We start from the raw sequence: 14,222 nt of genomic DNA on the forward strand, positions 1-14,222 counted from the left end.
ATTGTTGGCTTATTATGCTAAAAAGTGATGAATTTTAATTTTAGGCTTTGCCCGTGGCCAACTTTTTTATTTTAATGTTAAAGCCTGCAAAGATGAAGGTCATTATAGGACTTAACCAGTTAAAAATGGCATAAACAAAGTACTCTGCCACGCCAACACCCAAAACACCACTATGGTAAGCGCCACAGGTGTTATACGGAATTAAAACAGATGTTACCGTACCAGTATCCTCAAGAGTTCTACTCAAATTTTCAGGAGCCAAGCCTTTGTCCTTAAATGCTTTTGAGAACATCTTGCCCGGTACTACAATTGCCAAGTATTGGTCAGATGCGGTACCGTTTAAAACAATACAGCTAATTCCAGTGCTAAAGAATAGTCCAAAAGTAGATTTAGCCATGCTCAACAATGATTTTGTAATTCTTGCCAAAGCTCCAATACCATCCATAATGCCACCAAAAAACATAGCACAGATGATAAGCCAAATGGTGCCTAGCATACCGGTCATACCTTTAGAGGAAAATAAATCGCTTAAGGCTTTATTATCGGTGGGTATATCGGTACTTACCGTAATGGCTTTTAAGATTCCCTGATAACCTGATTCAAAATTTAGTTCTGATGCTCCTGTGATGCCGGCAACAATATTCGGTTGAAAGATCAATGCAAAAATAGCCGCTAATAAAGTACCTATAAGTAATGCCGCCAATGGAGGTGTTTTTTTTACTATTAGCGCAATAACGGCAATGGGTACTAAAAATAACCATCCGTTGATATTAAAGGAGGAATCTATAGATGCTAAAATGGCGTCTACATCAGCTTCTCCACTTGTATTAAGGCTAAACCCAATAATTAAAAATACAATTAGCGTAACGGAAATAGTTGGTACCGTAGTCCATAGCATATACTTTATATGCGAGAACAATTCTCCACCGGCCATTGCAGGTGCTAAATTTGTGGTGTCGCTCAGGGGAGATAATTTATCACCAAAATATGCTCCGGATAAAACTGCTCCTGCGGTCATTCCCAAAGAAATACCCAGTGCTTCACCAATACCTATTAAGGCAATACCTACGGTTGCAGAAGTGGTCCAGCTACTACCTGTTGCTACGGATATAATGGCACAAATAATCACACAAGCCGCTAAAAATATGGTAGGATTAAGTATTTGAAGTCCGTAGTAGATCATGGCCGGAATTATGCCACTAACTAGCCAAGTACCTGCTAGAGCACCTACCATTAAAAGTATTAGTAACGCTCCCGTGGTAGATTTTATGTTCTCTTCAACCTCGGCAATCATTTGCTTGTAAGATACCTTGTTCAAAAAACCAACTATTGCGGCCACTGCGCCACCTAGCAATAAAATAAACTGATTTGATCCGCTGAGCGCATCATCACCAAACACATAAACATTGTAAGCCAACATGGCAACTAGGGCAATTACAGGAACTAAAGCTGCAAAAATGCTTAATTCTTTATTGTCAACAATATGCTCATTTTCCCTATGTTCATTAGTGTTTTGGTCAATCATTAAAATGAAGTTTGGTTATTTCGTAATATTACGATTTCTGTTACGGATGTGCAAACCCAACATGCAAAATAGAGTTTAGACTTTTATGCTTTTGATATCCAGAATATTAAGATCAAAGAGGCACTTTTTCATTAATTCATAGGTTCGTTCTATGTCATCGTCAAGTCCAATGGAAAATCTAATTAGGCCATTGCCCAATCCCATTTCTTGTTGTTCTTCCATAGGAATTTCAGAAGACGTTGAGCTACCTGGGGCACTGAACAAGGTTTTGTAGAAACCTAAACTTACGGCTAAGTAACCCAATTTTCTTTCTTGCATTAATTCCATCAATGCATTGGCATTTTCTAAACTGCCAACGTCCATTGTAATTAAGCCGCCGTAACCATATTCCGGATTCATTTGATCTTCCATAATCAAATGACCTGGGTGAGATGAGAGTCCTGGATAAACTATTCTAAGTCCGTCCCTTTCAAAATTTTCAGCCAAGAACTGGGCATTTTCACTGTGTTTTTTCATGCGTATATGCAGTGTGCGCATGTTTTTTAGAATTGAAGAAGCTCTTAAACTATCTAATGTACTACCTAATAACATACCCGCACCATTATTTACATCTTTAAGTCCTAAACAAAATTCGGTGGTGCCGCAAACGACCCCTGCAACACAATCGCTAGTACCATTTATAAATTTGGTTAAACTGTGTATGACGATATCTGCACCCAATTTTGCCGGGGTAATGGTTAAAGGCGAGAAGGTATTGTCAACAGCTAATTGTAGTTTGTTCTTCTTTGCTATTCGTGACAATGCCGAAATGTCCGCTACTTCTAAAAGCGGGTTGCTTACGCTCTCACAGTATACCAATTTAGTATTTGGTCTAATAGCGTTTTCCACGGCATCTAAATCCGTAATGTCTAAAAAGCTAGTTTCTATCCCAAACTTTACCAGAAAGTTTTTCATGAAAGCATATGTGCCACCGTAAATTGTTCTACTACTTATTACGTGGTCGCCCGCACTACATATTTGTAGAATTACAGCTGTAATAGCCCCCATGCCACTGGCGGTTACATTGGCGCTTTCTGTACCTTCTAAAGCTGCAAGGGCTTCACCTAAATATAAGTTTGAAGGGGAGGAATGCCTACTATATAGATAGCAGCCTTCTGTGTTTCCTTCAAAAGTATCGAACATCGTCTTTGCCGATATGAAAGTATATGTAGATGAATCTGATATGGACGGATTTACGCCACCGTATTCTCCAAAGTATTGTAAATCTTGTAAATCATTGCTGCTTTTGTGACTCATGGGTTGTTGTTTTCTGTAAAACTACCCTTTAAGTGTAAATTTGTCAACAGTGACGTAAATTTTTAGAATATGATACTATTATTTATGTGAAATTAGATTTTTATTCTATTATTGTTTAATTTGTAACAACCAGACAGAATTATATTCATTATGAAACTTGACCAAATTGATAACAAGCTATTGGAATTACTACAGGAAGATAGTAAGAAGACAACTAAAGAGTATGCCTTAAAATTAGGGCTTTCCACCACTGCCATTTATGAACGTATAAAAAGATTGGAACGGGAAGGGGCAATAAGAAGTTACGTGGCGTTAGTTGACAAAGCTATTGTAAATAGGAACTTTACGGTATTTTGTCACGTGAAGTTAGTGCAGCATGTTAAGGATAATATTGCGCAATTTGAAGCACAGGTCATGCGTTTGCAAGAGGTGGTAGAATGTCACCATTTAAGTGGTGATTATGATTATCTATTGAAAATTCATGTTAAAGATATGGAGGCTTACAGACATTTTATGGTCAATAAATTAACGACTATGAATCATATTGGAAGTACTCAAAGCTCATTTACTATAAAAGAGGTAAAGCATTCTACCGCTATACCTCTTTAAAACTAAAAATAGTATTAATTTTGTAAGACATTAGAAAATTAAAATTTTATGGATCAATATGATGTAGCCATTATAGGCTCAGGACCTGGAGGATATGTCGCAGCAATACGTTGTGCGCAACTAGGAATGAAAACTGCAATAATTGAAAAATATTCCACCTTGGGCGGAACATGTTTAAATGTTGGCTGTATTCCTTCTAAGGCGATGTTAGATTCTTCGCATCATTATGAAGATGCCATTAAGCATTTTGATGAGCATGGTATTGAGATTCCTGGTGAAGTTAAAGTGAACTTGGAAAAAATGATCGCTCGTAAGCAAGGTGTGGTTGATCAAACTACAAAGGGAATAGAGTTTTTGATGGACAAAAATAAAATTACCGTTTATGAAGGTGTAGGTAGTTTTAAAGATGCTACTCATATTAACATCAAAAAGAACGATGGGAAAACCGAAGAGATCGAAGCTAAGAATATTATTATAGCCACAGGTTCCAAACCATCTACCTTACCGTTCATTACATTGGATAAAGAACGTATCATCACATCTACAGAAGCTCTGGAACTAAAGGAAGTACCAAAACATATGATTGTTATTGGTGGTGGTGTTATAGGCTTGGAATTAGGTCAGGTGTATAAAAGACTAGGGGCAGATGTTACTGTGGTCGAGTTTATGGATCGTATTATTCCTGGTATGGATGGTGCACTTTCAAAAGAACTGACCAAGGTGCTTAAAAAGCAAAAAGTGAAGTTTGCCTTATCTCACAAAGTAAAATCGGTTGAAAGAAAAGGAGATCAGGTTATTGTAAAGGCCGATGATAAAAAAGGTCAAGAGGTTGTTTTTGAAGGTGACTACTGTTTGGTTGCTGTAGGTAGAAAGCCTTATACTGACGGATTAAATGTTGATGCTGCAGGTGTTCAACTTGATGAAAGAGGTAAAGTCATTGTTGATGAGCACTTGAAAACTAACGTAGATAATATCTACGCTATTGGTGATGTCATCAAAGGAGCTATGTTAGCTCATAAAGCGGAAGAAGAAGGTACTTTGGTTGCTGAGCAATTGGCAGGTCAAAAACCTCATATTGATTATAACTTAATACCTGGGGTTGTGTATACTTGGCCAGAGGTAGCTGCAGTAGGTAAAACTGAGGAAGAGCTAAAGGAAGCTGGTGTTGACTATAAAGTTGGTCAATTTCCAATGCGCGCTTTGGGCCGTGCTAGGGCAAGTATGGATACTGACGGATTTGTAAAGATCCTTGCCGATAAAAAGACCGATGAAGTCTTAGGAGTTCATATGGTGGGTGCTCGTGTTGCAGATTTAATTGCCGAAGCGGTAACTGCAATGGAATTTAGAGCTTCCGCAGAAGATATTTCTAGAATGAGCCATGCTCACCCAACATATGCTGAAGCAGTGAAAGAAGCAGCATTGGCCGCAACCGATGATCGTGCGCTTCATGTATAACTAATAGATTCTATTTTAAATAAAAAAGGCAGCCCTAAGGGCTGCCTTTTTCAATACTATAACTTCTAAACCATTTGTTAGGATAGTTTTAATTTTTTATCAATCCCAGTAATCGTAGTACTTTTTCCGTTATGGTTCTCAATGCTTCAAACAGTAAAATTGCTATTTGTTCCAAGTAAATTCTAGTAGTTGACAAAAAGCTAGATATGCTAGATTTAATTTCTACTTTATGATTTTCATACTGTAGTGCGAAAAATGTACTTGCAATCATAAACAATATGGCTCCCGGTACAACAAAGTATGGATTCAGTGAGTGGTGAAAAAACCTATATAAGCCAACGCCAGTAAAACTACCGTATAGAATAATGAAATGTATGATATATATTGATAGCGTGCTTTGACCGATTCTTAGCCAAGTTGAGTTCATCAAAAACTTTCTTAGTAATATAAATATGGAAAAGACTAATAATACATCACCTAAGCGAATAAATAGGTAATTGTTATTGAAAATGGATTGAAATAGCTGTATTCCGGTAACTTCATGCAAATAGAGAAAGAAATCGGAAGAAAAAAATATTAAGATTAACCCAATGGCTACATATGTTGGTACTATGAAATTATAAACATTTTTATTGTTTTGAAATCTAGAAAATAGCACTGACAGAAAACTACCTATGGTTGCATAGCCCAACCAGGGTATAATAGTGAACACAGAGCCGTTGGTCTTTGTGAAATAATTTGCCATGGCTTGCGGTAAAAAATTAAAACTTAGGGTTTTGTAATAAGGCTCAAAGGCAAATAATAATAGGGTAGTGGTTGCCAATATTGTTGGGAAAATCCATTTCTGCCTAGCAAATGTCAAGATGTAAAAACCTATGATGAATAATAAAGAAAGCCCAATACAGTGCAGTACATCAACTAAATAAAAAGAATCATAGATTTCGCCTTTAAAGAGACCAAAAATATTCATTCTTAAAAGATAGGCGATGACCAAAAGTTCAAGACCACGTTTAATTCCTTTTTTTACACGAGGGTTACTCCAACCCGTCTGTGGTGATCTTATCAGTAAAAAAGTAAAAATAAAACCAGAAACGGTAAAGAAAACCGGAGCGGTAATTCCTCTAAAGTATTTCCAAGTGGCAAAGAGCATATTTGAGTTGTCTCTGAATGCATTATCAAGCAAACCATCAATAAAATGACCTTGTAACATCATTAAGATGGCCCACGCTCTTATAGCGTCTAAAAAAAACAATCTTGACTTAGAGTTGCTCATTATAACAATTATATCCTATATACTTATAAAACAGTAAGTTTGGATGTTTAAAGCGGTAAAATTAGATAAAATAATTTAAGGTTAGGCTTTATTAAATTAAATTCGCAAATACACAATAAAATAGCATTATGAGTTACGTTTTAACATTTGCAGGAAGCAATTCTTCAGTTTCCATTAATTATAAATTGGCAAAATATACTTCCACGTTAATTGGTGATACAGAGGTTAGGTTAAGAGACATGTCTAAATACCCTTTTCCTATGTATAGTCAAGATGCGGAAAAAGAAGATGGTTACTCTAACTCTTTGGTGGAGTTCAAGAATGAAATAAGTAATGCCAAAGGCTTGATCATTGCTGTAAGTGAGCACAATAGTTACCCTTCTGCTTATTTTAAAAATGTTATGGATTGGTTATCTAGGTTAGATGTAAAGTTCTTAGCGGATAAGAAGATATTGTTAATGGCCACTTCAAATGGTGGTCGTGGTGCTATTGGAGCCTTAGAGGTTGCGGAAAAAATGATAACTAGATTTCAAGGTACTGTGGTTACATCTTTTTCATTGCCAAGATTTAACGAGAATTTTGATGAGCAAAAAGGAATTACAGATGATGAATTGGCAAAAGTACACGCTGAAAAAGTAAGCACTTTTGTAAAGGCTATTTCCTAATTAAAGAATTGCTTGTTCAAGTTAAATTATTCTTAGTCTGTCCTGTTAAATTGCGGGACTTCTTTACCTTTATGGCGTGCTAAAAACGTTCAGGGAACATATAGAAATTTCTTTTCCGGAATTGTTGGAAAATCACTTCATAATTGCATGTAGTGGAGGTCTTGACAGTACCGTATTGGTAGAATTATGTAATAGGGCACAATTACAATTTTCAATTGCACACTGTAATTTTCAATTACGCGGAAATGCCAGTGATGAAGATGAAACCTTTGTTAAAAGTTTAGCAAATAACTTAAATAAACCGGTGCATGTCACCCATTTTGATACTTTGGGCTATGTGAACCAATACAAGGTTTCGGTTCAAATGGCGGCGCGTGAATTGCGATATGCATGGTTTAATCAATTGCTGGAACAAGATGCAGGCAAGTATGTTTTAACGGCACATCATGCAAATGATAATATTGAGACTTTTTTGATCAATTTATCTAGAGGCACGGGTATTGATGGTTTAACGGGTATACCGGCGAAAATTAATTACTTAAGAAGACCATTGTTGCCTTATACTCGAGAAGAGTTGGAAAACTTTGCGAAATCCGAAAATTTAAATTGGCGTGAAGATGCCAGTAATGCGGACACTAAGTATTTACGTAATAAAATAAGATTAGAGGTTATTCCTAAGTTGAATGAACTTCATCCTACTTTTACCGAAAATTTTAAAAATACCCTTCAATATTTACACCAAACGGAAACAATAGCCTCTACTTATCTGCTAAAGTTAAAGAAAGATTTATTTGTAAGTAAAGATGGTAAGGTAGAAATAGAAATTGATAAGCTTAGGAACTTACAGCCATTGCCTACTTATTTGTATGCATTGTTCAGTTCATATGGATTTAAAGAAATGGACAATCTAGAAGGTTTGTTAAAGGGTTTATCCGGTAAACAACTCCAATCTAACACCCATATCCTAGTTAAGAATCGCAATGTATTATTATTGACCTCAAAAAGCGATGCTAAATACGTAGTTGATGAGTTCTTAATTCCTGAGGATAAAGTACCTTTGAATCTTCCGGTCAACTTGAAATTTACAAAGGTTTCTGAACGTTATGATAATACAAAGAATGAAATATACGTTCAAAAAAGTGCTTTAAAGTATCCGCTGACCGTAAGAAAATGGAAAAGTGGCGACTATTTTTATCCGATAGGTTTAAATCGAAAAAAGAAGTTGTCCAAGTACTTTAAAGACGAGAAAGTTGATGTTTTGTCTAAAGAAGAAACTTGGCTGTTATGTTCAGGTGAGCAAATTGTTTGGGTTGTAGGCATGCGTGCAGACCACCGTTTTAGGGTTGTAGATACCACCCAAGAGATTTTAAAAATAGATATTAAATGATTAGATTTTTTGCATTCCTATTTTTTATAGCTGTAATGCCATTACAGGTTATTGCGCAAACCGAAGATGAACCCGTAGTTTGGGAACAGCAAATCAATAAGATTTCGGATACGGAATATGAATTGGTAATGCAGGCTAAAATTCTTGACGGATGGCACATGTACTCTCAGTTTACGTCAGAATTTGGTTCTTTGCCAAGTGAATTCACCTATAATGGCAACGGTACAATTTATGAATTGATAGATGGTACCATAGAAAGCGAAACAATAAAGGAATACAGTGAAATTTTTGAAGTAGAAGAAACCTATTTTAAAGATGAGGCCACCTTTACACAAAGAATTAAAATATTGGACCCTGAAATCAACCAGATAGATGTAGATCTCTTTTTTCAGGTTTGTAAAGAAGTTTGCATTCCTATGGACAAAAAGTTCATGTTTACTTTAGATGGTTCTGCAGCTGAAATTATAAACACTGTTGATGATAGAAGTTTAGCTTTAGGTCAAAAGCTGCGGTTAGACCTTAAAAATAGAGAACTGTTAACGCAGGGTCAAGACACCATTGCTACAGGTACAAATATCTGGGTCATATTCGGACTTGGTTTTCTTGGGGGATTAATAGCCTTATTGACCCCGTGTGTATTTCCAATGATTCCGTTGACCGTATCTTTTTTCACCAAACACTCTCAAAAAAAATCGAAAGGGATAATTAATGCTTTGCTCTATGGATTCTTCATAGTGCTTATTTATTTTCTATTGAGTCTACCTTTTCACTTGTTTGATTCTGTAGATTCTCAAATTTTAAATTCCATAGCCACCAATGTCTGGTTGAACTTGCTGTTCTTTTTGATTTTTATATTTTTTGCCTTTTCATTTTTTGGGTATTATGAATTGACATTACCTAGTTCTTGGGCCAATAAAATGGACGCTGCATCTTCTAAGGTAGGTGGTGTTTTAGGTATCTTTTTCATGGCAGTGACCTTGGCTATTGTTTCGTTCTCCTGTACAGGTCCTATTTTGGGTGGCTTACTGGGCGGTACTACTTTAGCGGAAGGTGAAGTAGCTTCTAACCTTACCGCGGGTATGACAGGTTTTGGTGCGGCACTGGCATTACCTTTTGCTCTTTTTGCTTTGTTTCCTGCATGGTTAAATTCATTACCTAAATCTGGTGGATGGATGACCACCGTAAAAGTAGTATTGGGGTTTCTAGAAATAGGACTTGCCCTTAAATTCTTATCTAATGCAGATTTAGTGGGGCATTGGGGTATTCTAAAGCGTGAGATATTTTTGGGCATTTGGATCATATTAGGTATCGCGATGACACTCTACTTATTTGGTATGTATAAATTTCCGCACGATAGCCCGGTTAAAAAGTTGTCACTAGGAAGAAAAGTAACTGCCTTTGTAAGTGCTGCATTTACGCTTTATATGATACTAGGCGTAACTAAAGTTACTAACCTTAAGTTGTTGAGCGGTTTTCCTCCTCCTGAATTTTATAGCATTTTTAAGCAAGAAAGTGATTGCCCTTTAGGTATAGATTGTTTTAAGGATTTTGATGCAGGTTTGGCATATGCTAAAAAAGTTGATAAACCAATTCTTTTGGATTTTACGGGATGGGCATGTGTAAATTGCCGAAAAATGGAGGAGAATGTTTGGAGCGATTCCGAAGTTTTTCCGATCATAAAAGATAATTATATTTTAATTTCTTTATATACGGATGATAGGGAAGAGCTACCTGAAAATGAACAGTTCAATTTTCAATTTGAGAGTGGTAGAGTAAAGGAAATTAACAACATTGCCCAGAAATGGGGTACCTTTCAAGATGTGAATTTTGGTTCAATTTCCCAACCATTTTATGTGCTGCTTTCTCCTGATTTAGAAGTGCTCAACACTTCTATTCAAAATTCTGATATTCCAACCTATAAAAATTGGTTGTTAGAAGGATTAAGGAATAATAAATAGGGTATCGTTTTTGTAAGATGTTGACTACTTGTCAATAAAAAGCAGAGCTCTGAGACGTTTTATGTAAAAAATAGTTTTAAATTGGGAGAGATAATCCCCCAAAGAAACTATGAGAACATTAAAAAAAATAGGAGCACTCCTGTTGGTACTTGTTACCCTTCTGATAATTATTATCGGAATATTTGCATACACTCTAAAACCAGACTACTCTGGTGAAAAGAAATTAGTTGGTCTTCAAGAAGTTGTAAATGTTTATTATGATGATTATGGAATTCCTCATATTTACGGTGAAAACGAAAAAGACGCATTTAGAACTTTAGGTTATGTTCATGCCCAAGATCGTCTTTGGCAAATGGAACTGTTAAGAAGAATTGCTAGTGGCGGACTCTCTGAGGTATTTGGTAAAGACCTTATTGGTACAGATAAGTTTTTTTTATCATTAGGAATTGCCGATGCTTCTAAGATAACGGCATCCAAGGTAGATGTAAATGACGAAGGTGTTATTTTAGCTAAAGCCTATTTGGACGGTATCAATCAATTTATAAATGAAGGTCCAACACCGGTAGAGTTTTATTTAACAGGTATAGATAAGAGAGAATTTGTTTTAGAGGATATCTATAATACTATTGGTTACATGGCCTTTAGTTTTGCAATGGCGCACAAAACAGATCCATTATTAACTTCTATAAGTGCCAATTTGGGTCCTCAATACTTAAAAGATCTGCATGTAGGTTCAACCGTAGATACCGAATGGATAAAGAACTATAACCCTGCACCCAAAGATACTATCCAAAATAATCTTACTGCCGCTGTTAATAAAGCCCTAAGTGTATTGGATATTCCTTTGTTCGAAGGAAGTAATAGTTGGGTAATAGCGCCTGAAAAAACAAAGAACGGAAAGGTAATTTTTGCCAATGATCCGCACATTGGTTTTTCTCAACCATCCGTTTGGTTCGAAGCTCATGTGGAAACACCTACTTATTCCAAATATGGATATCATATTGCAGGTATACCATTTCCTTTATTGGGACATAATAGAAAATTAGCTTACGGACTCACCATGTTTGAAAATGATGACGTTGATTTTTATTATGAGCAGAATAATCCAGCGAATGAGAATCAGTATCTCTCTAAGAATGGCTATGTAGATTATGAAATTGTACACAAAACAATTCATGTTAAAGACGCTGATGATGTTCAGTTTTCTTATAAAAGATCAGATCATGGTTCGATCTTAAACGGAATTGCCGATCAAGTTCAAGGAGATAGACCTATTGCAATGTCATGGGTCTACACAGAAATGGAGAATAAGGTTATAGATGCCTTATATGGTTTAAGTCATTCAAATAACTTAACGGAATTTAAAAAATCGCTTCCAAAAATACATGCGCCTGGTTTAAATATTATGTACGGAGATAATGAGGGAAATGTAGCATGGTTTGCCACGGCCCAACTTTATAAGATACCCGACTCTGTAAACACCAAACTTATTTATGAAGTGAATAAAGGGCTATCATTAGAAAGAGAATTGTTAGACTTTAATGAGAATCCGCAGGCTATAAATCCGCCAAGTAATTTTGTGTATTCCGCCAATAACCAACCAGATTCTATCGCTGGTATGTTGTATCCTGGGTATTATTTGCCAGAGAATAGAGGTAAGAGAATTGTAAGTTTATTGGAGCCTAAAGACGATTGGGATATATCTGCAGCTAGTGAGATGATAACTGATGTGATATCATCTGTAGAACCAGATATAGTTTCTAATTTGGCTAAATATTTAGATGTATCATTGCTAAGCGAAAACGGATTAAAGGCTATTGATAGTTTAAAGATGTGGTCCGGAGATTATAATTTATCTTCCATAGAGGCTACTGTTTATAATAGATGGATCTACTACTTATTGGAGAATACTTTTGAAGATGAATTGGATGAGGAGTTGTTCAATCAATTTTTAAGCACTCATTTTATGAAAAGGCTGATTGCTCCTTTATCCAAAGATGAAAATTCTGTGTGGTGGGATAATGTAAACACTACCAACGTATCTGAGAATATGAAAGATATTGTGAATCTATCTTTTATGGAGGCAATTGCTTCTTTAGAAAAGGATTTTGGTAATAACGTAAATCAATGGCGCTGGGAACGTGTACATTCCATTGAACACGGGCATCCAATTGGTCAAATAGCGGCTTTACGATCTTTTTTCAATGTGGGACCTTTTCCAATACATGGTTCTAGGGAGGTAATAAATAACTTGGCCTTTGCTTATGATGATACTGGTTTTTATAAGACGACATCAGGACCCTCAACAAGAAGGGTAATAGATTTTTCAGATGTGGAGAATAGTATAAGCATTTTACCAACAGGGCAATCTGGTAACCCATTAAGCAAACATTATAGGGATCAGGCAGAAATGTATGTTAATGGTGAGTTTCGTAAAATGATGATGAATGAAGAGGAAATTAAAAAAAGCAAAGAAATCCTTACATTTAAGCCAAAGGATTAAAAATGCTTACAAAAGTTTATGGGAGTGCCGTATTTGGTGTTGAGGCCACAACGATTACCGTAGAAGTAAATATTGACAAGGGAATAGGGTATCATTTAGTAGGGCTTCCAGATAATGCCATCAAAGAAAGTAACTATAGAATTGCAGCGGCACTACAAAATAATGGTTATAAAATACCAGGTAAAAAAATCACAATAAATATGGCTCCGGCCGATCTTAGAAAAGAAGGTTCGGCATATGATCTTACCTTGGCCATAGGAATTTTGGCAGCCTCTAGTCAAATAAAATCTGAGGATATAGAAAAGTACATCATCATGGGGGAACTGTCCTTAGATGGTAGCCTTCAGCCTATTAAAGGAGCATTGCCAATTGCAATAAAAGCACAGGAAGAAGGATTTGCTGGTTTTATTCTGCCAACGGAAAATGCAAAAGAGGCTGCTATAGTTGGAGATTTAAAAGTCTATGGGGTAGATAATATTAAACAAGTTTTGGAATTTTTTGATCAAGGCATTCCACTTGAGCAGACTATAATAGATACTAGAGAAGAGTTTTATAAAAGCTTAGATTTTCCTGAGTTCGACTTTTCTGATGTTAAGGGGCAAGAAAGTATTAAAAGGTGTATGGAAATTGCAGCTGCTGGTGGGCACAACATTATATTGATAGGACCACCTGGTGCAGGTAAAACTATGTTGGCAAAACGCTTACCTTCAATTCTGCCACCAATGACCTTACACGAAGCATTGGAAACTACCAAAATTCATAGCGTGGTAGGTAAGATCAAGAATATGGGGCTTATGAGCCAAAGACCGTTCAGGAGCCCACATCATACTATATCTGACGTAGCACTGGTAGGAGGCGGAGCTTACCCGCAACCGGGAGAAATTTCACTATCCCATAACGGGGTTTTATTCTTGGATGAATTACCAGAATTTAAGAGAGGTGTGCTAGAGGTAATGCGCCAACCTTTAGAAGATAGGGAAGTAACTATTTCACGTGCTCGATTTACGGTTACCTACCCAAGTAGTTTTATGTTGGTGGCAAGTATGAACCCAAGCCCGGGTGGGTATTTTAATGATCCAGATGCTCCGGTAACTTCTTCACCTGCAGAAATGCAGCGGTATTTAAGTAAAATATCGGGACCACTATTAGATCGTATAGATATTCATATTGAGGTAACTCCGGTACCGTTCGAAAAACTGTCCGAAGAACGAAAAGGGGAAAGTAGTGTAGATATCAGAAAACGAGTTACGGTGGCGCGTGAAATTCAAACAAAGCGTTTTAATGAGCTGGAGAATGTACATTACAATGCTCAAATGAATACCAAACAAATTCGTGAATATTGTAAACTTGATGATAAATCTAAGGCATTATTGAAAAATGCCATGGAAAGGTTAAACTTATCGGCAAGAGCGTATGATAGGATTTTAAAGGTGGCAAGAACTATAGCCGACTTAGCCGGTGAGCAGGCATTGAACGGAAATCATATTTCAGAGGCCATTCAATACCGTTCACTCGACAGAGAGGGTTGGTTGGGGTAAAATTGTAAATGAT

10 protein-coding genes are annotated in these 14,222 nt (G+C 36.4%); 7 read left to right on the forward strand and 3 right to left on the reverse strand.

What is annotated here, in order from left to right:
- Positions 1-40: 40 nt before the first annotated feature.
- Both nhaC and CSC80_RS11470 read right to left on the reverse strand, forming a co-directional pair.
- Positions 41-1,525, reverse strand: a complete 1,485-nt coding sequence (nhaC, locus tag CSC80_RS11465) for a Na+/H+ antiporter NhaC (protein WP_071341946.1) — start codon at positions 1,523-1,525, stop codon at positions 41-43.
- Between the two features lie 75 nt (positions 1,526-1,600).
- The gene (locus tag CSC80_RS11470) at positions 1,601-2,821 is read right to left on the reverse strand and encodes an aminotransferase class I/II-fold pyridoxal phosphate-dependent enzyme (protein WP_099191951.1); all 1,221 of its coding nucleotides are present in this window, start codon (positions 2,819-2,821) and stop codon (positions 1,601-1,603) included.
- Positions 2,822-2,971: 150 nt separating this feature from the next.
- Between CSC80_RS11470 and CSC80_RS11475 the strand changes: the two genes are divergently transcribed.
- A complete protein-coding gene (locus tag CSC80_RS11475; RefSeq protein ID WP_058105835.1) occupies positions 2,972-3,430 on the forward strand; it encodes an Lrp/AsnC family transcriptional regulator in 459 nt (152 codons plus the stop codon).
- Positions 3,431-3,478: 48 nt separating this feature from the next.
- Positions 3,479-4,885 carry a dihydrolipoyl dehydrogenase gene (lpdA, locus tag CSC80_RS11480; RefSeq protein WP_099191953.1) on the forward strand — a complete coding sequence of 469 codons (1,407 nt, stop codon included), beginning with the start codon at positions 3,479-3,481 and terminating at the stop codon, positions 4,883-4,885.
- An 88-nt stretch (positions 4,886-4,973) separates the two neighbouring features.
- On the opposite strand, the gene CSC80_RS11485 is transcribed toward lpdA, so the two are convergent.
- Positions 4,974-6,158, reverse strand: coding sequence for a heparan-alpha-glucosaminide N-acetyltransferase domain-containing protein (locus tag CSC80_RS11485; RefSeq protein WP_099191955.1), 1,185 nt, complete (start codon positions 6,156-6,158; stop codon positions 4,974-4,976).
- Between the two features lie 128 nt (positions 6,159-6,286).
- Between CSC80_RS11485 and CSC80_RS11490 the strand changes: the two genes are divergently transcribed.
- The 5 genes from CSC80_RS11490 (at position 6,287) to CSC80_RS11510 (ending at position 14,209) form a co-directional block, all read left to right on the forward strand.
- Entirely contained in the window at positions 6,287-6,823 is a 537-nt protein-coding gene (locus CSC80_RS11490) for an NAD(P)H-dependent oxidoreductase (RefSeq protein ID WP_091605012.1), read from the forward strand.
- A gap of 76 nt (positions 6,824-6,899) precedes the next feature.
- Complete coding sequence (gene tilS, locus CSC80_RS11495; RefSeq protein WP_099191957.1) at positions 6,900-8,210, forward strand: tRNA lysidine(34) synthetase TilS; 1,311 nt, start codon at positions 6,900-6,902, stop codon at positions 8,208-8,210.
- Positions 8,207-10,168 carry a cytochrome c biogenesis protein CcdA gene (locus tag CSC80_RS11500; protein ID WP_099191959.1) on the forward strand — a complete coding sequence of 654 codons (1,962 nt, stop codon included), beginning with the start codon at positions 8,207-8,209 and terminating at the stop codon, positions 10,166-10,168. Before tilS ends, CSC80_RS11500 begins: the two co-directional genes overlap by 4 nt.
- A gap of 109 nt (positions 10,169-10,277) precedes the next feature.
- Positions 10,278-12,671, forward strand: a complete 2,394-nt coding sequence (locus CSC80_RS11505) for a penicillin acylase family protein (protein ID WP_099191961.1) — start codon at positions 10,278-10,280, stop codon at positions 12,669-12,671.
- Between the two features lie 2 nt (positions 12,672-12,673).
- A complete protein-coding gene (locus CSC80_RS11510; RefSeq protein WP_099191963.1) occupies positions 12,674-14,209 on the forward strand; it encodes a YifB family Mg chelatase-like AAA ATPase in 1,536 nt (511 codons plus the stop codon).
- Positions 14,210-14,222 lie beyond the last annotated feature (13 nt).

Origin of the sequence: Maribacter sp. 6B07 (genome assembly GCF_002700155.1) — a bacterium.
Lineage (GTDB): Bacteria > Bacteroidota > Bacteroidia > Flavobacteriales > Flavobacteriaceae > Maribacter > Maribacter dokdonensis.